Annotated in this window: 17 protein-coding genes and 1 tRNA gene; 9 read left to right on the top strand and 9 right to left on the bottom strand. The window is 58.1% G+C overall.

The window, feature by feature from the left end; translation table 11 throughout:
* The first annotated feature begins 341 nt into the window (after positions 1–341).
* Both G411_RS19045 and G411_RS0102455 read left to right on the top strand, forming a co-directional pair.
* Positions 342–2,795, top strand: coding sequence for a TonB-dependent receptor (locus tag G411_RS19045; protein WP_022957586.1), 2,454 nt, complete (start codon positions 342–344; stop codon positions 2,793–2,795).
* A gap of 108 nt (positions 2,796–2,903) precedes the next feature.
* Positions 2,904–3,515: a LysE family translocator gene (locus G411_RS0102455; RefSeq protein WP_022957585.1), complete on the top strand. Its 612-nt coding sequence runs from the start codon at positions 2,904–2,906 to the stop codon at positions 3,513–3,515.
* Between the two features lie 35 nt (positions 3,516–3,550).
* Here G411_RS0102455 and G411_RS0102450 read toward each other — a convergent pair whose 3' ends face one another.
* Positions 3,551–4,261: a 16S rRNA (uracil(1498)-N(3))-methyltransferase gene (locus tag G411_RS0102450; protein ID WP_022957584.1), complete on the bottom strand. Its 711-nt coding sequence runs from the start codon at positions 4,259–4,261 to the stop codon at positions 3,551–3,553.
* A 9-nt stretch (positions 4,262–4,270) separates the two neighbouring features.
* Positions 4,271–5,626, bottom strand: coding sequence for a 30S ribosomal protein S12 methylthiotransferase RimO (gene rimO / locus G411_RS0102445; protein WP_022957583.1), 1,356 nt, complete (start codon positions 5,624–5,626; stop codon positions 4,271–4,273).
* Positions 5,627–5,707: 81 nt separating this feature from the next.
* On the opposite strand from rimO, the gene G411_RS0102440 reads away from it, so the two are divergent.
* Complete coding sequence (locus G411_RS0102440; RefSeq protein ID WP_022957582.1) at positions 5,708–6,382, top strand: haloacid dehalogenase type II; 675 nt, start codon at positions 5,708–5,710, stop codon at positions 6,380–6,382.
* Positions 6,383–6,418: 36 nt separating this feature from the next.
* Positions 6,419–7,183 carry a hypothetical protein gene (locus G411_RS0102435; protein ID WP_022957581.1) on the top strand — a complete coding sequence of 255 codons (765 nt, stop codon included), beginning with the start codon at positions 6,419–6,421 and terminating at the stop codon, positions 7,181–7,183.
* A gap of 9 nt (positions 7,184–7,192) precedes the next feature.
* Here G411_RS0102435 and G411_RS0102430 read toward each other — a convergent pair whose 3' ends face one another.
* The 3 genes from G411_RS0102430 to G411_RS19040 all read right to left on the bottom strand — a co-directional run bounded on the left by G411_RS0102430 (position 7,193) and on the right by G411_RS19040 (position 8,864).
* Positions 7,193–7,699, bottom strand: coding sequence for a DUF2244 domain-containing protein (locus G411_RS0102430; RefSeq protein WP_022957580.1), 507 nt, complete (start codon positions 7,697–7,699; stop codon positions 7,193–7,195).
* A 113-nt stretch (positions 7,700–7,812) separates the two neighbouring features.
* Positions 7,813–8,475, bottom strand: a complete 663-nt coding sequence (locus tag G411_RS0102425; RefSeq protein WP_022957579.1) for an RluA family pseudouridine synthase — start codon at positions 8,473–8,475, stop codon at positions 7,813–7,815.
* A gap of 17 nt (positions 8,476–8,492) precedes the next feature.
* Complete coding sequence (locus G411_RS19040) at positions 8,493–8,864, bottom strand: cereblon family protein (protein ID WP_022957578.1); 372 nt, start codon at positions 8,862–8,864, stop codon at positions 8,493–8,495.
* Between the two features lie 58 nt (positions 8,865–8,922).
* Here G411_RS19040 and G411_RS0102415 point away from each other — a divergent pair, with 58 nt between their 5' ends.
* On the top strand, positions 8,923–9,597 hold the full coding sequence (locus G411_RS0102415) for a 50S ribosomal protein L11 methyltransferase (protein ID WP_022957577.1): 675 nt from the start codon (positions 8,923–8,925) through the stop codon (positions 9,595–9,597).
* On the opposite strand, the gene G411_RS0102410 is transcribed toward G411_RS0102415, so the two are convergent.
* Together G411_RS0102410 and G411_RS19035 are read right to left on the bottom strand one after the other, a co-directional pair.
* Positions 9,594–10,616: an amidohydrolase family protein gene (locus G411_RS0102410; protein ID WP_022957576.1), complete on the bottom strand. Its 1,023-nt coding sequence runs from the start codon at positions 10,614–10,616 to the stop codon at positions 9,594–9,596. The two genes, G411_RS0102415 and G411_RS0102410, sit on opposite strands and share 4 nt — an antisense overlap.
* A 105-nt stretch (positions 10,617–10,721) precedes the next feature.
* Positions 10,722–11,660, bottom strand: coding sequence for a LysR family transcriptional regulator (locus tag G411_RS19035; RefSeq protein WP_022957575.1), 939 nt, complete (start codon positions 11,658–11,660; stop codon positions 10,722–10,724).
* A 168-nt stretch (positions 11,661–11,828) separates the two neighbouring features.
* On the opposite strand from G411_RS19035, the gene G411_RS0102400 reads away from it, so the two are divergent.
* From G411_RS0102400 to G411_RS0102385, 4 genes are all read left to right on the top strand, one after another.
* Positions 11,829–13,244 carry an acetyl-CoA carboxylase biotin carboxylase subunit gene (locus G411_RS0102400; RefSeq protein WP_022957574.1) on the top strand — a complete coding sequence of 472 codons (1,416 nt, stop codon included), beginning with the start codon at positions 11,829–11,831 and terminating at the stop codon, positions 13,242–13,244.
* A 49-nt stretch (positions 13,245–13,293) separates the two neighbouring features.
* Positions 13,294–15,117 (top strand): sodium-extruding oxaloacetate decarboxylase subunit alpha, encoded by a 1,824-nt coding sequence (gene oadA, locus G411_RS0102395; RefSeq protein ID WP_022957573.1) that lies wholly within the window; start codon positions 13,294–13,296, stop codon positions 15,115–15,117.
* Between the two features lie 329 nt (positions 15,118–15,446).
* Complete coding sequence (locus G411_RS0102390) at positions 15,447–17,948, top strand: TonB-dependent receptor (RefSeq protein ID WP_157581097.1); 2,502 nt, start codon at positions 15,447–15,449, stop codon at positions 17,946–17,948.
* Between the two features lie 4 nt (positions 17,949–17,952).
* A complete protein-coding gene (locus G411_RS0102385; protein WP_022957571.1) occupies positions 17,953–18,669 on the top strand; it encodes a hypothetical protein in 717 nt (238 codons plus the stop codon).
* 8 nt (positions 18,670–18,677) lie between these two features.
* Here G411_RS0102385 and G411_RS0102380 read toward each other — a convergent pair.
* A tRNA-Arg gene (locus tag G411_RS0102380) sits at positions 18,678–18,754 on the bottom strand.
* A 51-nt stretch (positions 18,755–18,805) separates the two neighbouring features.
* Positions 18,806–19,267: a xanthine phosphoribosyltransferase gene (gene gpt, locus G411_RS0102375; protein ID WP_022957570.1), complete on the bottom strand. Its 462-nt coding sequence runs from the start codon at positions 19,265–19,267 to the stop codon at positions 18,806–18,808.
* Positions 19,268–19,434: the final 167 nt, after the last annotated feature.

Here is a 19,434-nt window from a genome sequence, read left to right as displayed (position 1 = left end):
CTTTTTGCTTTGTTGCCGGCAGGCCTTTCCGATATGCAAAGGCATCATCTTAGCGGCTTGTCCATGGCGATGGCTCCCCCGGTCTCAAAGCGTTAACCGCGTGAGGAACGGGGGCGGCATGCAATTCGATTCGCGCAATACTCGGTGTCGCCCGGTACCTGCGCTGGCCCTTTGAGTGGGGCGTCACAATATTAAAGCGTCCACTGTTAATTCACTTGTGGCCGATTTTGTTTATTAGTCTGGTCTGAAATGATGTGTTTCGGCTTCGAGTTTTAGTCTATCGTTAAGACGAGTGCCTTAATCGGCGTTCATGAATAACAATAAAACTGCGGACAGAGATTATGAAACGACTACTGATCGGGCTGTGGCTGGGCGCCGCCGGCACAAACTACGCTGCATATGCGGAGCCTCGCCAACTGGAGGAGGTTCTGGTAACGGCGCAGAAGAAAACGGAGAGCCTTCAGGATACGCCGATCGCCCTGGATGCGTTCGGTGAACAGGCACTGGAGCGCGAGGGCATCGGCAACGTGGGCGATCTCGCCAACAATGTGCCGGCGATGACCATTCAGCCGTTCCCCATTAATACCACGACGCTGCGTATTTATATTCGCGGCATTGGCCTGATTGACGCGCAGATTACGCAGGACCCTCCGGTGGGGGTATATGTCGACGGCGCCTATATCGCGCGCTCTGCTGCGCTGACGACAGAGCTGGCGGATTTAACGCGTATTGAAGTTTTGCGGGGGCCACAGGGCACCCTGTACGGACGCAACTCGACGGCGGGGGCGGTCAATCTCATTACGCGGCAGCCGGATGTTGATAGGGTGCAGTTGAAACAGGCTTTTACGGTCGGTGATCGCGATCTGTTCAGTAGTAAAACAATGATCAATGTCCCCGTGGTCGAGGGCTTGGCTGCCAAGCTGGCGTATCTCAATAAGCGCGTCGATGGGTATATCGAGAATACCGGGCAGGGTGGTGATTTTGGCGACACCGATACCGAAGGGTATCGACTGGATATCGGTTGGGATATTTCGGATACGGTCCGCCTGGACTACGCTTATGACCGGGCCGAGGTGACGAATACGAATCTGGTGTATTCACACACCCGTCCGTCGGATCCGATCCCGAATCCGGGGCTGGATCAGGGAATTCTCTTTACCAACCTTATCAATGCCGGGGCGAGGCAGTTCTTCGATTTCAATACCTCGGGCAACCGCCCTGACCGTATTTTTTCGGCGACCCCCTTTGAAGAGGCGAAGAACCGTATCTCCGGTCACCAGTTGAGCCTGTCCTGGCAGCTTGATGACACGACAACCCTGAAATATCTCTATGCCGAGCGCGAGCTATACGATAAAACCCCGACGATTCTTGCCACCGGCGCAAGCACTGACGGTTATCGGCTGGATAATAGTCCAGTATTCAGTTTTCCTGTGGCGGCAGTCGCTGGTGATTCGGCTGTCTGCAGTCCCTGTATCGGTCGTAGTGTGCAATACGGTGAAGTTCATCCGGTGGTGGATCAGGAGCAGTTCTCCCATGAGCTGCAATTGTCGGGCGACCTGTTTGGCGGCCAGCTGAGCTACATTACCGGTCTGTACTACTTTGAAGAGCGGGCGCAGCAGGGGCGCGGTCAGATCGGCCATTTGTTATCCGCACCGCTGGGCAGCATGGCCGAGCAGAACTCCACCGGCAATCGCATCGAAGTGCTGACGCAGGCTCGTTTCGATATTGAAAATACGGCGGCGGCAGTGTTTGCACAGTTGACCTGGCGCCCACCGATTCTGGACGAGCGGCTGAGCCTGACTCTGGGGGCGCGACACTCGGAGGACAACCGCAAGGCTGATGCGCTGCGCAGGCAGATTACCTTCCTTGTTGTGCCGGGCGACCTGGATAATACCGATCGCGACGATGGCGATATTGGCACACAGCTGTCCGATGACTTCTACGATGTCTCCGGCGACAAAGACTTTAAGGACGATTCCTTCGCCTTTATCGCTGAGTACGAGGCCGCCGATGATATCAATCTGTATTTCAAGGTCAGTGAGGCGTACAAAAGCGGCGGCTTTAATACCCGCGAGCAGGTAACCCCCGAGGGCGCGCAGCGCTTTGCCAATGGCTTTGACGAAGAGAAAGTGACGGCCTACGAGCTGGGTATCAAGTCGCGCTTCTTCGACAACCGCCTGCAAATCAATGCCGACGTCTTCCAGCAGGACTTTGTCGACCAGCAACTCAACTTCAGCGTGCCCAATACCACCAGTGACACCACTGTGGCCAATGCCGGGGAATCGACCCTGAAAGGCTTCGAGATGGATGCCACCTGGTTGGCGTCTGAGCAACTGTTGCTGATCCTGAATTACGCCTACCTGTCAGCCAGCATTGAGCCCAGCCGCAACCCCTTGTCGGGGGAGCTTGATGACGGCTTTGTGTTTGATTCTGCACCGCGTCACGCCTATACCGCTGCGGCCGAGTGGACGCTGTGGCGCAGTCTGCAATGGGGAGAGGTGGTCGCGAATGCCACTTACGCCTTCACTGATGAGCGCAATGGCGGCGGTGTACGGGAATTTGCGACCTTTGACGCCGACCGCATGGATGACTTTGCAGTGTTGAATGCGCGACTGGGTTGGTACGACATTCCACTGATGGGCGGGGTGCTTGATCTGGCGTTATGGAGCAAGAACCTGCTGGACGAGGAGTACAGCATCAGCAATGTGCACAACCTGCCGCAGGCCGGGCGCTCAGTCATGTTTGGAGAGCCGCGCAGCTACGGTGCGGATCTGATTTATCGCTGGGATTCCTGATCAAGGCGTGGCCGGTGGGATCGCGTTGCTATTCCCCTGTGCTGGGGATTAGGTGAATATCTGAGGTAAGCTTGCCGATATTCACCTCGCGCTAACAGGAGTTTAGCCATGAGTCTGGCCAGTATTGTGGCGTTGAGCCTCGCCATGCTGGCGCTGGCGGCGCTGCCCAGCAGCAGTGTGCTGCTGGTGACGGTGTGCAGCCTGCGCGGCGGCTTTCGGCAGGGTGCCGCAGCCACGTTAGGGATTGTGCTGGCCGACTGCCTGTTTGTGCTGATGGCCGTGCTGGGCATGGCCGCCCTTGCTCAGCAGTTGGGGGCGGTTTTTGCGGTCATCAAAGTGGCGGCAGGGCTGTATCTGATTTTTTTGGGCTGGCAGTTCTGGCGCGGTCGTCATCGTCCCATTAACAGCCGTGTTAGCCGCTCGACATCGCTGCCGGGCAGTGTCCTTGCGGGATTGCTGTTAACCCTGGCGGATATCAAGGCCATCGTGTTTTACGCCAGCCTGCTGCCGCTGTTTATGGATATGCAGACGCTGGTTGCCGCCGATATAGGGTTGGTTCTGTTGATTACCGTATTGAGTGTTGGCGGCGTCAAACTGGCCTATGCGGCGCTGGCGCCTCAGCTACAGTCGCGGCTTTCATCATCCGTTTCTGCAAAGGGACGTGCGGTGGTTGGTGTGGGGCTGATGGCGGCAGGCGGCGGATTACTGGTGAAACCCTGAAGGCTGGCGAAACCTCAGCGAGGAATAAGCGCTCTTCAGGAAAACAATCGACTCAACAACACCGGCACGGCCGTTTCCACTTTCAGAATCCGCTCGCCGAGGGTGACGGCTTGTAAGCCAGCTTCTTCGAGTTTTTCCAGTTCGTAGGGAATGAAGCCGCCTTCGGGACCGATGGCGAGCAGGCTGTCGTCGCGGATATCGCGAGGGCAGGGCGCGTCGCTGCGCGGGTGGGCGACCAGTGCGCGCGTGTTGCTGGCCAGCGCGGGCAGGCGGTCTTCCACAAAGGGTTTGAAGTATTTTTCAATGCACAACGTCGGCAACACGGTGTCCATCGATTGCTGCAAGCCTTCGATGAAATAGTCCTGAATGCGGTCCTCGCTCAGCAACGGGCTGGACCAGTAGCTTTTTTCCACCCGGTAGCTGTTGATCAGAATCAGTTCGCGTACGCCGAGCTCGGCAATTGTACGGCAAATGCGCCGGGCCATTTTGGGGCGGGGCAGGGCGAGCACCAGCGTGACGGGCAGTTTGGCCGGTGGCTGGCGGTCGAGCGCTACACGTAGGGTAACGGCATGCTCGTCGAGCTGTTCGATGATTGCGCTGCCCATCAGGCCGCCGAGGTCGCCGACGCGCACCGAATCGCCGGCTTGGGCACGATGCACCTGACGAATCTGCTCGGCGCGGGCATCGCTCAAGCTTACCCGCTGCGGATCGAGATAGTCGTCGGGGCGGAGCAGAATCAGGTTCACAGCGCGTGTCTATTCCTCGACGGGCACGGCCCAGAGGTCGTAGTCGTCGGCATCAACAATGGTGGCAATCAAGGCATCGCCCGGTTGCAGATCGGTAATGCCGTCCAGATACACCTTGCCATCGATTTCGGGCGCATCGGCGTAGCAGCGGCCAATGGCGCCTTCTTCGTCGACGCTGTCGATCAACACTTCCAGTTGCTGACCAATGCGCTGCTGGAGTTTTGCCGCCGAGATGCGCTGCTGCACTTCCATAAAGCGTTCCCAGCGCTGCTGCTTGATGTCCTCGGGCACGGGATCGGGCAGCTCATTGGCGGTAGCGCCTTCCACCGGCGAATACTGGAAGCAGCCGACGCGGTCGAGCTGGGCTTCTTCCAGCCAGTCCAGCAGCATTTGAAAGTCTTCCTCGGTTTCACCGGGGAAGCCGACGATAAAGGTGGAGCGAATAACCAGATCGGGACAGATTTCCCGCCAGGCCTTGATGCGCTCCAGGGTTTTTTCCTGATTGCCGGGGCGCTTCATCAATTTGAGGATACGCGGGCTGGCGTGCTGAAACGGAATGTCGAGGTAGGGCAGAATTTTGCCCTCGGCCATCAGCGGAATGACCTTGTCGACATGGGGATAGGGATACACGTAGTGCAGGCGCACCCACACGCCGAGTTCGCCCAGTGCGACCGCCAGATCCTGCATGCGGGTTTCCAGTGCGCGACCGTCAACAAAGTCCAGCTTGTATTTGGTGTCGACCCCGTAGGCGCTGGTGTCTTGCGAGATAATCAGCAGCTCGCGCGTACCGGCCGCCACCATGCGCTTGGCTTCGTCCACCACATCGCTGATCGGGCGGCTGACCAGATCGCCACGCATGGCGGGAATGATGCAGAAACTGCAGCGGTGGTTGCAGCCTTCAGAAATTTTCAGGTAACCGTAGTGGCGCGGGGTGAGTTTGATGCCCTGCGGCGGCACCAGATCGACAAAGGGATCGTGCTTGCCTACCGGGGGTGCCCACTCGTGGACCGAGCTGACTACCTCGTCATAGGCCGCTGGTCCGCTGACGCCCAATACCTCGGGAAAGGCCGACCTGATCACCTCAGCATCGTTGCCCTTGCCCATACAGCCGGTCACGATGACCTTGCCGTTTTCGCTGATCGCCTCGCCGATGGCGTCCAGCGATTCCTGCTTGGCGCTGTCGATAAAGCCGCAGGTGTTGACCACCACCACGTCGGCGTCGTCGTAGCTGGGCACCACCTCGTAGCCCTCCATACGCAGTTGCGTGAGGATGCGCTCGGAGTCCACCAGGGCTTTGGGGCAGCCCAGGCTGACAAATCCAACTTTGGGCGAAGGGGCTTGCGGGGCCTTGTCTGACGTGGTCATGATTACCTCGATGCGTTAACGGCGCGCATTTTACCCGAATTGCTGCCAGACTTCGCTAGGTAGCGGCACAGGAGGCGGCAGATGAACAAGGTCTTGGGCTTTGATGTTTACGGCACGCTGATCGATACCGGAGCGATTGCGCAGCCTCTGTATGAGCTGATGGGCGACTTGGCGCCGCTGTTTGCGGCGCGCTGGCGGGAAAAACAGTTGGAGTACAGCTTTCGCCGGGGACTGATGCAGAACTATGTGGATTTCAGCCGCTGCACTGAGCAGGCACTGGATTACTGCTGTGAAAGCATGGGGCAGGCGCTTACGGCGGGGCGGCGAAAACTGCTGATGACCGCCTATGGGCGACTGCCCGCTTTCGATGATGTACCCCAGGCGCTGACTGAACTCCGTGATGCGGGTTGCCGCCTGTACGCTTTCTCCAACGGCGCCGCATCGGCGGTGCAGACGTTGTTGGAACATGCCGGGCTTGAAGCACTGTTCGACGGCATTGTCAGCGCTGAGCCACTGCGCAGTTACAAACCCAATCCGGCGGTATACGCCCATTTTTTGCGTTCTGCGAATGCCGAGCAGGAGCAGGCCTGGTTGATTTCCGCCAACAGCTTTGATGTGATCGGCGCCCGTAGCGCGGGTTTGCAGGCGGTGTGGCTGAAGCGTGAGCCATCGGCGCTGCTGGATCCCTGGGAGCTGGCGCCGACGCTGACCGTGAGTACGCTGGCCGCGCTGCCCGGTGAGCTGGCCGGACAGTAAACGCCCCGTTTTTTTATCGAATAAGGTAGTGAGCCCGTGTGTCGTTCCCTGATTGTCAGTCTGCTCTCTGTGGTGGTTTTCAGCGCTCCGCTCGCGCAAGCGGCGACAGACCGCGAATGGCAGAGCGCCTATATTGATCAGAACCTGTCCCAAACGCTTCCCGGTGTCGCATCGCCCGCCGGGTTTAAGGCGGGGCTGACGAGTCTGTTATCCCGTCAGCGTTTTCACAGTGACCGTGCGGTGTTTGGCAATTTGCCCTCAGGCGGCGTGCTGGACGGTGGGGCGGTCTCGCTGGCTGATTTCGGCAAGGGCATGCTCGAGATGGAGTTGGCCTTTCAGCTGCGGGACGTGCAGCGCCAGCCGATGGCCTCGGTGGCAGAGCTGAAATCCAAGCTGTCGAGGGTGGCGCTGGCCTTGGAACTGCCGGATTTGAGCCGGATTCCTGCGCCGCTGAGTGCCCTGAATATTGTGCGCGGCAATGTCGCTGCGCATTACTTCGCTGTCGCCGCAGGCGTGCCGCTGTCCGCTGACATAGGCAGGCTTGAGCTTGAATTGACGAAGGACGGCGCGCCAGTGATTGAAGCGCCCGCCGAGGCATTGGCGGAGGGCCAATGGCAAACGCTGTTGGCACTCATCAATCAGCGGATAGCGCTGGGCTGGGAAATTCGCCCGGATCAGTGGCTGCTGACGGGGGCGTTGGGGGGAATGCAGCCGCTGGAGCGGGGGCATTATCGGCTGCGGGCGCATTGTCAGTTACGCGCGCAATGCTTGCCGCCGTTGTCGCTGACCGTTCATCCCTAGACAAAGCGATCAGGCCTCCAGCAGCGCCTCGCCGCTGAACTGGCGAACCATCAGCCCTTGCTGGCGGAGGATGCCCAGCAGTTTTTCACAGTCTTCTTTATTGAGGAAGGCGCCCAGACGAACGGCTTCGCCGTGGTGGCAGAGGCTGATTTCCAGCGGCGTCCAGGGGGGGTCGTGCTGGGTGACGAGCACGCGGCTGTCAGCAAGGGGCCACAGCCAGCGGCGTTCAGCGCAGAAGTAACCCATCTCGACGGTAAGCGCGTTACCTTCAATACTGACGACTTGCTGGATTTGTAATTTACCGAATACCCGCCGCAGCAAATACCACAGCAGAAAAAGCTCCAGCCCCATAAAGGGCAGTACCAGCCAGGCGCCGATGGACAGCATGCCCGACGCGGCGATGAGATTGGCCAGTCCAATACCTAAAATAATACGCCGGTTGCTCTCCCAGCTGGCAGAGCAATTGGGGCGCAGAATAATGCGCGAGACCTGATTGAGCGTTTCAGTACTGACCACGGGCAGACTCTCTCTTGCTGAAATCAGTCTAGTTCAGCGCTTGCCTTGCAGGCAATGGCTGACTGTTGTGATACGCAGGTGATGGCCTTGGGCGATGTTCTGAGCGAGAGTGGTTAAAACGGTGGCTCGCAGTGCAACGACAGCGCTTCTCCGCTCACGGGGTGCAGAAGCTGTAGTGCCGAGGCGTGCAGCAGCAAGCGGGGAGAGGCATCTCGCGTGCTGGCGTCTGCATAGAATTCACAGCCCAAAATCGGGTGGCCGAGGCTGGCGCAGTGCACGCGCAATTGATGAGAGCGCCCGGTATAGGGGGTGAGCAACAGACGACTTTGGGTGGTGCTGGTGTCCAGTCGCCGATAGTGGGTGTGGGCAGGTTTGCCGTGCCCGAAGTTGATGTGTTGCCGGGGGCGGCGCGGCCAGTTACAGGCGAGCGGCAGGTCGATGACGCCCTCGTGGGCTGCGACCTGTCCGGCGACTACGGCGTGGTATTCCTTGTGAATTTGCCGTTGCTCAAAGAGGCGGCTCAAGGCTCGGTGGCTATCGGGGTTGAGGGCGATCAGCATCAGCCCTGATGTGGCCATATCGAGACGATGGACAATGCGCGCGCTGGGGTAATCCTGCTGCAGGCGCGTAATCAGACAATCGCGGTTGGCGGGGTGGCGACCCGGCACCGACAGCAGTCCGGCGGGCTTGTCGACGGCGAGTAACTGCTCGTCTTCATAGAGCAGGCGGACGGCGTCATGGCAGGGCGGGACGATAAATTCGGAGGACTCGGGCACGTGTTACCTGTGATCGTTCAGTGGCTGGTGATGCGGGCATCAATCAGCGCGAAAAATGCCTGCTGACCATCGCGCTCAAAATACCAGCCCAGGTGGCTGGCGCAGTCAATACAGTGGGCGTACTGCCAGCTGTGTGTGGGAAACCAACTGTGTTCACGGGTGGCCTCGCCACTGATATCCACACCTGGGGCCGACGCGAAGCAGCAGACCTCGTATACTACCGCCGCCGGATTGATGAAGCGGTGGCGGTGCTGACCGTTGATCTCCTGTCTGGCATTTTCTCGGGTGATGGCGGCCGCGCACTGTTGGCAATACAGGTAATGCTCGTCGCCCTCGTCGAGGGTTTCCAGCCATTTTGACAGGGCGGGATCAACGGGAGTGTCTGACATAGTAGGGATTCCTGCCTGAAAACGACCTTGCCGGATAGAGGTATTGTAAACAGCTATTGTGAACAGTTTCGAGCAATTGCAGTCGCGCCTGCGCGACTTTATTCCCGGCGCCGATCTGAGTGCGCAAACCTTGCCGTTGGCGCCGGAATTGCAGCTTTGGCTGCTGGATGAATGCTATCCGCAGCACCTGCTGGACAGTGAGCAGATTCAGCGCATTATGAATTACCCCGCCTACTGGTGTTTTTGCTGGGGCAGCGGGCAGGTCATGGCGCGCTATCTGTTGGATCATCCCGAGTTAGTCCGAGGTAAGTCGGTGGTGGATTTTGGTTGTGGTTCTGCGGTCGCGGCCATTGCGGCGGCCAAAGCCGGAGCGGCCTCGGTCGTGGCCTGTGATCTGGACCCCGACGCCATATTGTCCAGCTATCTCAATGCCGAACTGAATGCCGTCGAGCTGGAGTACAGCGCTGATTTTTTTGCCGATGAGCGGCATTACGATGTGATTCTGGTCGCGGATGTACTGTATGACCGCGCCAACCTCCCGCTGCTGGATTGTTTCCGTCAGCGGGCAGACACCGTGTTGGTGGCCGATTCTCGGGTGAAGAACTTTTCGGTGCCGGGCTATCGGCATATCCAGTTTCAGCATGCGACGACCATTCCCGACTTGTCGGAGTCGGAGGAGTTTTCCCGTATCAATCTGTATCTCGGTGAGGCCGATCAAGCGGCGCATCGCTAGTCGTCTGTCAGTCGAACTGGGTCCGGGAGAAGGCTCAGAAAGTTCTCTCCTGCCAGTCCGTCGGCGATATCGCGGGGCAGGGCATCCAGAAACGGGGTGAAGCCCTCAAGCTTTTCGCCGATGCTGTCGTAGCTGCCCAGCGCATCCGAGCCGATTAAAAATCGCGTCGGATAGGCGTTGACCAATGCCAGCCACTGCGGGTCGGGCTGCTTCTTGTCGTCGAGCAGATAGGGCTGCAATACCGTCCACGACAGGTCGATATAGAGATTATCGTGTTCGGCCAGCAGGGCTTTTACCGTCGGCAGCAAGAAATCCATTTTTCCCTGATAGCGATGCAGGGTTTTACTGGTGCCCGCATGCGCCCAGATGATCTTCACCTTGGGGTGTTCACTCAGCGCTTCCTGCAATTCTTCCAGATACAGCGGGTTGCGTTCACGCTTGGATGTGATGTTCGAGTGCAGCAGCACTGGCAGATTATGGCGTGCCGCGAGCCGGTAGATGCGGTGCATCGCCTCGCTGTTGGCGCGGGCAGGTTCGTCTTGCGTGAGAGCGGTCAAATCGTCGTGACGGGTGAGGATCTCGCCAATGCCCTGCCAAATGCCGGGGTACAGTCGCAGTAACTTTTCTATCTGTTCAGCGGCATTTTTGTCGGTGGGGTTAAAGCCCACCAGAAAAGGATGCAGGCGCTGACGATCCGTTTCCTCAAGTTCGCTCAGCGCCTCAATGAGGTAGTTATCTGTCGCGCTATACCAGTAAAGACCGCCGTTGTCGCCGCTGTAATAGCGCGGGCGCTTGGGCTCGTCCTCATGCCATTTTTTCATCAGTGGAATGCCGCTGATCATGGCGTGCTCAATATGGTGTGCATCCATTTGTTCCAGCAGAGCATCGAGGGGTTCACCCTGTTGGAAAAAATCAACGATATGTAGGTGACTGTCGCTGAAACGGTAGTCAGCAGCCAGGCTTGTTGCGGCGCTGATGAGTAGCAGAGTGGTCAGTGTGATCCGGGGGATGCGACCCATAGTGTCTCCTGTTGGCGATACTGTTATGGCCGCATCGGTCGGTGAATGACGGCGCCGGCCTCGCAGGCTGAGACCGGGGAGGTCACACCGGGTTCCCGAAACGGCTTATTGCCCGGTGCCCTCTAAACCAGCGGTTGGCAGATGCAGGGCGTCCAGAAACGCACTGGCGAGCGGGTTGAGATGCTTGCCTCTGGGGTAGGCGCTGCACCATGAGCGTCGGATGGGAAAGCTGCTGACCGGGAGCCTGACCAGGGCGCCGGTATGGACTTTTTCGTCGACCAGCGGTCGCGGCAGCACGGCGTACTCGCCACTGTTTTCGCCGGGCATTTCCAGTGCGGCGAGGATAGCCTGGTGGCTGCCCAGTTGGCGGCTGTGCCGGATCAGCAGGCTGTTTTCCCGACAGAAACTCTCAAAGATCTGGCGTGTACCGGAACCGGGTTCCCGTTGCAGCAGCCGGTATTCCATCAAGTCCAGCAGGCTCAGTTGCTGGCTGTTGGCCAGTGGGTGGTCGGGTCGGGCAACGGCCAGTAGCTGGTGTTCGGCAAACGGTGTGTAGTTCAGACTGCGGTCGCCGGGTACCTGGGTCATGATGGCGAGATCATCGAGGTTTTTCTTGAGCCGGGTCATCAGACGCTGGTGATTTTCTACATGAAGCACGATGTCGGCTTCCCGGTATTTTTGGCAGAACGGCAGAATATAGCGGGGCAGCAGGTATTCGGCGCTGCTTTCAATCGCAATGTTCAGTGTGCCCGATAGCTGGCCGTGCATTTCTGCCAATTCAATTTCCAGGTGGACCAGTCTTTGCTTGATGTCTCTGGCCGCCTGTTCCAGCAGTTCTCCGGCAGGGGTGAGGTAGAGCTGTTTGCCAATGTAATCGAACAAGGCGTGCCCGATCAGGTCTTCCAGGCTGCGGATCTGGCTGCTGACAGCGGGCTGCGTCAGGGCGAGCTGGCTGGCGGCTTTGGAATAGCTGCGGTGGCGGCAAACGGCCAGAAACACATCGACCTGGCGCAGTGTCAGTCGGTGCAGGTAGCTGAGTTTCATTGGTCGATGCCCTGTGCCACGTTGGTGAGAGGGTTGCTCATAAGTAATTGCTTATAAATACTCAAACTATTATTAATTTTTTATTGTGTCAGCTTTTGTTTAGGGTAGGAAGCAGTGAAGGGCTGGACGACCCTCGGTCGGCCCGCCAGCGTTGAAGGGAGTGCGCGAATGTTGAAAAAAATCCTCATTGCCAATCGCGGTGAGATTGCGGTGCGTATCGTTCGGGCCTGCGCCGAAATGGGTATTCGCTCGGCGGCGATTTACACCGAGCCCGATCGTTTCTCTCTGCACGTCAAGCGTGCTGACGAGGCCTACAATGTGGGCAGCGATCCACTGGAAGGCTATCTCAATCCCCGAAAACTGGTGGCACTGGCGGTGGAGACCGGCTGTGACGGCCTCCATCCCGGTTACGGTTTTTTGTCGGAGAATCCGGAGTTGGCGGAAATCTGCGCCGAGCGAGGGATTACCTTTATCGGGCCCAGCGCTGAAGTGATTCGTCGCATGGGGGACAAAACCGAAGCGCGCCGGGCGATGAAAGAGGCGGGCGTGCCGGTCACACCGGGGACGGAAGACAATCTGGCCGGTGTTGACGAAGCTGTCGACGTCGCGGCGCAGATCGGCTATCCCGTCATGCTGAAGGCAACCTCCGGCGGTGGTGGGCGAGGTATTCGCCGCTGCGACAGCGAAGACGACTTGCGTCGGCAGTTTGGCCGTGTGGTCTCGGAGGCGACCAAAGCCTTCGGTCGCGCCGATGTTTTTCTGGAAAAGTGCATCGTTAATCCGCGTCACATCGAGGCGCAGATTCTCGCCGACAGTCACGGCAATGTGATTCACCTCTATGAGCGCGACTGCTCGATTCAGCGCCGCAATCAAAAGTTGATTGAGATCGCGCCGTCACCGCAGCTCACTCCGGAACAGCGCAGTTATATTGGTGAGCTGGCCGTGCGCGCCGCCGAGGCCGTGGGCTATGAAAATGCCGGGACCGTGGAGTTTTTGCTGGCTGACAACCAGATTTACTTCATGGAAATGAATACCCGTGTGCAGGTTGAACACACGATTACCGAGCAGATTACCGGTGTGGATATTGTGCGCGAGCAAATCCGCATTGCCTCCGGGCTCACGCTGGGTTATCGGCAGGAAGACATCAGCTATCGCGGCTACGCCCTGCAATTTCGGGTAAATGCCGAGGATCCGAAAAACGATTTTCTCCCCAGCTTCGGCAAAATCAGCCGGTATTACGCACCCGGTGGCCCCGGTGTGCGCACCGACACGGCGATTTACACCGGCTACAGTATTCCGCCGTATTTTGACTCCATGTGTCTGAAACTGGTGGTGTGGGGGCTGACCTGGGAAGAGACCCTGAATCGCGGCGCCCGGGCCCTGAACGATATGCGGGTTCAGGGGGTGCGAACGACCGCGCCGTACTACCAGCAAATTCTGAAACATCCGGATTTTCGGGCAGGGCATTTCGATACCAGCTTTGTCGAGAACCACCCGGAGCTGACCCATTACTCCGATAAAACCCGGCCCGAAGAACTGGCACTGGCGGTGGCGGCAGCCATAGCCGCCCATGCCGGACTCTAAATTTTTCTGCCGTCAGCGAATACCCGTGCAAACAGTAAAGGAACGCACCATGACTTCTTCTTCACCATCTTCTGCCAAGCCTGTGAAAATCACCGATGTGGCATTGCGCGATGGCCATCAGTCACTGATCGCGACGCGCCTTCGCACCGAAGACATGCTGCCGGTCTGCGCCGAGCTGGATGCCGTCGGCTACTGGTCGCTGGAAGTCTGGGGTGGCGCCACCTTCGACGCCTGCGTGCGCTTTTTGAAGGAAGATCCCTGGGAGCGGCTGCGTAAATTGCGTGAGGCCTTGCCCAACACGCCGCTGCAAATGCTGCTGCGCGGTCAGAACCTGCTGGGTTACCGCCACTATGCCGACGATGTGGTGTCGGCCTTTGTACAGAAGTCTGCCGACAACGGTATGGATATCTTTCGGATATTCGATGCCATGAACGATGTGCGGAATCTGGAAACTGCCATCGCGGCAGTGAAAAAGGCCGGTAAGCACGCCCAGGGCACCATTTGCTACACCACCAGCCCGGTGCACAGCACTGAGACCTTTGTCCAGCAGGCGCGGGATATGGTGAACATGGGCATCGATTCCATCGCGATTAAGGATATGGCCGGCTTGCTGACACCCACGGCTACTGAGGAGCTGGTGCAGGCGCTGAAAGCCGAGTTCGACCTGCCATTGGCGCTGCACTCGCATATGACGTCCGGTCTCGCCGGTCTCTGCCAGCTCAAAGCCGTGGAAGCCGGTGTGGATGTGATCGACACGGCGATTTCCGCGTTTGCCAATGGCACCAGCCATCCCGCCACGGAAACCATGGTGGCCGCGCTGAAAGGTACGCCTTATGACACGGGGCTGGACCTGACCGCCTTGCAGGGCATTGCCAAAAAACTGTGGGTGGTGCGCAAGAAATACCACCAGTTTGAAAGTGAATTCACCCGTGAAGATGTCGGCGTGCAGATTAATCAGGTGCCCGGCGGCATGATGTCGAATCTGGCGAACCAGTTGAAAGAGCAGGGCGCGCTGAATCGTATCGACGATGTGTTTGCCGAGATTCCCCGTGTGCGCAAAGACCTGGGCTATCCGCCTCTGGTCACCCCGACCTCCCAGATTGTCGGTACTCAGGCGGTGATGAATATTCTGGCCGACAAGCCCTACACCACCATCACCAATGAGGTGAAGCGCTATTTGCAGGGGCACTACGGGGCGGCATTGGGGCAGGTTAATGAAGAGCTGCGCGCCAAGGCGATTGGAACCGAGGACGTGATTGATGTGCGTCCCGCAGACCTGTTGCCCAATGAAATGGATAAGCTGCGCGGTGAAATTGCTGGGCTGGCCGACAGTGAAGAAGACGTGCTGACCTATGCCATGTTTCCGGATCTGGGGTGGGGCTTCCTGCAGCAGCGCGCTGATGGCACGCTGCAACCCGAGGTGCTGGAATCTGCTGCCGAGACACCGCGTCCCGTCAGCGAGGGTGGTGTGCCTACGGAGTTTGTCATCGATGTTCACGGCGAAAGCTATCAGGTCGCGATTACCGGCGTCGGTATCAAGGGTAAAGGCAAGCGGCATCTTTATATGACCCTCGACGGAATGCCTGAGGAGGTGGTGTTCGAGGCGCTGAATGAATACCAGGCTGAAGGTGGCAGTGGTCGCAAGCAGGCCAGCAAGCCGGGCCACGTGACTACCAATATGCCGGGCAATATTGTCGATGTACTGGTCGCACAGGGCGATGTCGTCAAGGCGGGGCAGGCGGTGCTGGTAACCGAAGCCATGAAAATGGAAGCGGAGGTACAGGCACCTATCGCCGGTACTGTTATGGATATTCACGTCGCCAAAGGGGACCGCGTGACGCCAGGTGAGGTGTTGATCGAGATTGAGCCCTGAGTTTGAAAATATTTTTTGCAAATTGCTTGCAAATAAAAATGAGAATGATTATTGTTAAGTCATGTCGCGGCGGGGCGATGTCTACCCCCTCTCTCTGACGTTACGGCCCCGTCGCGATTATCTCTCCGTATTAGCCCCGGCAGTGTTTGTCCTGCCGGGGTTTTTTTCGTCTGTCATTTCTGCTCGTTCCGGCATTCTGAGGCAGTATGTCAATGTAGACCCCCGTCGGTTTTCATCGGTCCGTTACGTACGGAGCTGGATGTTAATTCGCGTTCGTGTAAATGTGTGTCATTGAGAGTGTGTGATAAATAATAATAAGAGAGGCCTCAGTGACAAAAAGAGCTGTGTTTTTGTCGTCGCTATTATCGACGGCAGCGTGGTGCTCACTATCCGTTGCACCCCTGTATTCTTCGCCGGTCATGGCACAACTTGAAGAAGTGGTGGTCACGGCGCGGCGCAGGGAGGAAAGCCTGCAGGATACGCCGGTGTCGGTATCGGCATTGGGTAGCAGTGACTTGGAGCGCTCGGGGATCAGTACCCTGGCGGATATCAAGAATATTGTGCCGAACTTGCAGGTGGCGCCTACCGCCACGAAAAGTCAGGCGATCTTTGTGCGTGGCATTGGCCAGCGTGCCTCGACGCCGGAGCTGGACCCCGGCGTAGGGCAATACCTGAACGGTATTTTTATTGCTCGACAGGATTCCCAGCTCCTCGACGCGGTGGATGTGGCCAGCATTCAGGTATTGCGCGGCCCACAGGGCACGCTGTTTGGCAAAAACAATACCGGTGGCGCGATGTTGGTCACCACAAAGGCCCCGTCCTTTGATGCCTGGGAAGGGGCGACCACCGTTACCGTGGGTAATTACGGGCGGGAAGATCTCAAAGCCAGCGTGAATATCCCTGTTGAGGGACGCAATATGGCGCTTCGCCTCAGTGCCTCCGTGCGTCGACTCGATGGCTATTTTGAAAATATCGCGGACAACAGCGTGTTTGCCGATGAGGATCGGCAGGCGATTGCGGGGCGCTTTCTGTGGGATATTTCTGATCACCTAACGCTGGACTGGTTTTCGTTTTGGAGTCATCAGGATGAAAAGGGGCAGGGCAGTAATTGCGAGGTCATTAACCCCGATGCGGCGGCTGCCACCTTCTTCATTCCCGGTGCCAGTGATAACTACGCTCAGCGCTGCGCGGCGCAGGAAGATCTCGCCGAGCAGCGTAAGGTGGCCATTAATGCCGAGGCCAGTTTTTACAAGCAGACCTCTGAACTGCACGCAATGACCTGGCGCTGGCGCGGCGAGAGCCTGGATGTTGAATCGATAACGGCCTACAGCCGTCAATATGATCTGGGTAAGCAGGAAGATGTGGATGCCAGCGACTTCAGTCTGGTACACAACGGTGAAAAATATGCGACCAAGGCACTGCGCGCTTCCGGCATTGATCCCGGTGATGAGGCGCGCTATCAACTCAGTCAGGAGTTGAAGGCCAATGGCCGGTTTTTCGACAATAAGCTCGATCTGACCTTCGGTGCCTTTTACTCCACGGAGAGCATCAAGGGCTTTCCCTATCCGCAGATTATCGGCGCCAACGGCGTCCTGGGTATTCCGCCGACTTTTCTGGCGGGCAGCCTGTTGCCCGGCGGCTTATTTCCGGACCTGGGGCCGATTGGCGACTTGACTGACAATCTGGTGTTTCCGCTGCTGTCGGCGTCGGTCAATCTGAGCAATATCGAAAATGAAACTCGGGCGGTGTTTATACAGGGGAGTTACGATTTTACCGAGTCATGGCAACTGACGCTGGGCCTGCGCTACACCGAAGATGACAAGCAGCGGGAGATTGTTCTCTACAACCCTGATTTTGCGGCTTTTGGTATGCGCGAAGGGCTGATTCACGCACAGGGAGGTATCTACGCGCCGGTGCCGCGAGTGGTCTTCGATGGCATCGACTTTGCGCAGCCGATCCCGTTTCTTGACCCGGAGATTAATGAAACGTCGTTGGCTTTTGAGCAACTGTCTCCGGCGGCGACGTTGACGTATTTTGGCCGGGGCGCCTGGATGGACGCGCTGGCTATCGACAGCTTTATGGCCTATGCAACCGTCAGCGAAGGCTATAAATCCGGGGGGATCGGCCTGCGCGGACGGCGCTTGAATGCCTTTGAGCCTGAGATCGTCAATAACACGGAACTCGGTTTCAAGATCGATGCACTGGGTTCGCGCCTGCGGCTGAATGGCGCGGTATACCGCATGGACTACGACCAGATTCAGGTTCAGCAGGCGGAAACGGGGCCGGGTGGACCGACGGATGTGATCCTGTTTCTCGACAATGCCGGTGCGGCGATCGTTCAGGGGGCGGAGCTGGAGGCGACGCTGGTACTGGATGCGCTGCGGATCGATGCCAACGCGGGGTACACCGACGCCTATTATCGTGACTACACGGTGTTTCTTGCCGATGGCTCACAATTCGATCGCAGCGACGAGCCTTTTGCCGTGGTGCCAGAGCACACGCGTTCAATCGCTATTCAATACCAGTTTATGACACCGGTGGGGCTGATCATTCCGCGTCTGCACTATTCCTATCGCTCCGAGATCTTTGTGGGGCTGGATGCCATGGCCAGTCTTTATGAAGGCGCCACACTGGGTGGGCAGGAGCTTTACAACGCTCGTGTGAACTGGTTGCCCGATGAGCAGTGGCGAATCAGCGCGTATGTGAACAACCTCAAGGATGACGTCTACTTTGGCGGCGGTGTTGCACTGGGAGACAATCTCGGTACAACAACGAAAGCGCCGCTGCCTCCGCGCCACTACGGAGTGGAAGTGGCCTATCAGTGGCCCTGAAAGAATGGACGCTTGGGAATGCTCTCTGGATGAGGCTGTAGCCGAGGCGCCGCAGTCGTTCAGGGCCATGCACACGATGGCGCAAGCCATGCAACAACGACATCGGGAAATTGACCGCTGCAGGACTGAGCGGCAGTGGCTGAGTGGCCTGAAGAGCCATGTGTATCACACGCATATCGCTATCAGCGGGCAGCATGAGGGGACGCTCACTCGGCTGGCCGAGCTGTTTTACCACACGGCGTCGCAGCCAGCGTTACCCTGGTATCCGGCGTTCTTGGGTGGGCAGAGCGAAGCCGTTTCGATAGTGCCCGGTGATGGGGTCGAGCAGCATCAGCTCTGCTGGGCAACGTTTGATCTCGGTCTTGGGCAGCCGCGTTATTACCGTCAGTTAGTCTCCCTCGGGTACCCGGATGCGGCGACGGCTGTTGTTGTTGCCCGCTCGGTAGACTGTGGGCCGGTACTGCCTGATTCTGCCATTTTGGCCTATACCCTCAATCCCAATGGAGAGCTGCTTCATTGGGATGCTGCCCGGCAACTGCTGCACTGGCATCACATCTGTTGTACGCCGGGCGCGTCACTGTTGCCGGGGCGGCTGGATCGCTATCTGATGAATGCCTTGCGGTTTTGTGCCCTGGATAGGGCCGAGCGGAGAACCTATCGGGAAGAGGCGGAGAGCATGCGTGATTGGCTGCAGGCGTCAACGAACTGCGGATGTGAATGAAGGAGAAGTGGTGCCCCGGACAGGATTCGAACCTGTGACCTGCCCCTTAGGAGGGGGCCGCGCTATCCAGCTGTGCCACCGGGGCAGAAATTGCGAGGCCGAGAGTTTACTTTGTACGGCCTGACAGGGCAAAGGCTCAGCGCACCAGAGGCTCGCTGTAGCAATGCTCGATATCCCAGGGAAAGTGAATCCAGGTTTCCTGGGCGAATTCCCGGCTGTAATGCTCCGCCAGATCACGGGCTTGCGGTTTGGCGTAGATGGTGACAAACGTGGCTTTGGGCAATAACTGTCGGGCGATTTTGGCGGTGCCGCCAGTATCGACCAGATCATCGACAAGCAGGTAGCCGTCGCCGTCGCCGTCCACGGATTTGAGAATCTGGATATCACCCTGCTGGTCGTGGTCGTAACTGGCGATGCAGAGAGTATCCACCACACGCAGATTAAGTTCTCTTGCCAGGATGGCGCCGGGTACCAGACCGCCGCGGGCAATGCTGATAATGCCGCGCCATGATTTGTCTGTTAGGTTTCGGGCGAGGTTGCGGGTGTCCCGGTGCAATTCATCCCAGGTGAGGTAGTACACCGGTTGGCTGTCTGACATGGTTGATCCTGTTGGGAAATAGCTGAAACGCTGCGATTTTGCAGCATGGCTCTCGGGTGGGCAAGCCCTTGATGCCTTATCGCGAAGCGGCAGTTTGGCTTCTTTTCTTTTTGCCGTCGCGCTATGATTTTGCGGCGCGCCTGTGTAACGTGACTTGCGTGATAACA

Source organism: Spongiibacter tropicus DSM 19543 (assembly GCF_000420325.1).
Classification (GTDB): Bacteria; Pseudomonadota; Gammaproteobacteria; order Pseudomonadales; family Spongiibacteraceae; genus Spongiibacter; species Spongiibacter tropicus.
The sequence above is the reverse complement of the archived record's forward strand: the minus strand, read 5'-3'. Positions and strand labels throughout refer to the sequence as shown.

Excerpts from the sequence above, each read along its gene's own strand:
- oadA (WP_022957573.1), top strand. The coding sequence starts at position 13,294 with ATGACTTCTTCTTCACCATCTTCTGCCAAGCCTGTGAAAATCACCGAT.
- G411_RS0102400 (WP_022957574.1), top strand. The coding sequence starts at position 11,829 with ATGTTGAAAAAAATCCTCATTGCCAATCGCGGTGAGATTGCGGTGCGT.
- G411_RS19040 (WP_022957578.1), bottom strand. The coding sequence starts at position 8,864 with ATGTCAGACACTCCCGTTGATCCCGCCCTGTCAAAATGGCTGGAAACC.
- G411_RS19045 (WP_022957586.1), top strand. The coding sequence starts at position 342 with ATGAAACGACTACTGATCGGGCTGTGGCTGGGCGCCGCCGGCACAAAC.
- G411_RS0102455 (WP_022957585.1), top strand. The coding sequence starts at position 2,904 with ATGAGTCTGGCCAGTATTGTGGCGTTGAGCCTCGCCATGCTGGCGCTG.
- G411_RS0102410 (WP_022957576.1), bottom strand. The coding sequence starts at position 10,616 with ATGGGTCGCATCCCCCGGATCACACTGACCACTCTGCTACTCATCAGC.
- gpt (WP_022957570.1), bottom strand. The coding sequence starts at position 19,267 with ATGTCAGACAGCCAACCGGTGTACTACCTCACCTGGGATGAATTGCAC.
- G411_RS0102440 (WP_022957582.1), top strand. The coding sequence starts at position 5,708 with ATGAACAAGGTCTTGGGCTTTGATGTTTACGGCACGCTGATCGATACC.
- G411_RS19035 (WP_022957575.1), bottom strand. The coding sequence starts at position 11,660 with ATGAAACTCAGCTACCTGCACCGACTGACACTGCGCCAGGTCGATGTG.
- G411_RS0102385 (WP_022957571.1), top strand. The coding sequence starts at position 17,953 with ATGGACGCTTGGGAATGCTCTCTGGATGAGGCTGTAGCCGAGGCGCCG.
- rimO (WP_022957583.1), bottom strand. The coding sequence starts at position 5,626 with ATGACCACGTCAGACAAGGCCCCGCAAGCCCCTTCGCCCAAAGTTGGA.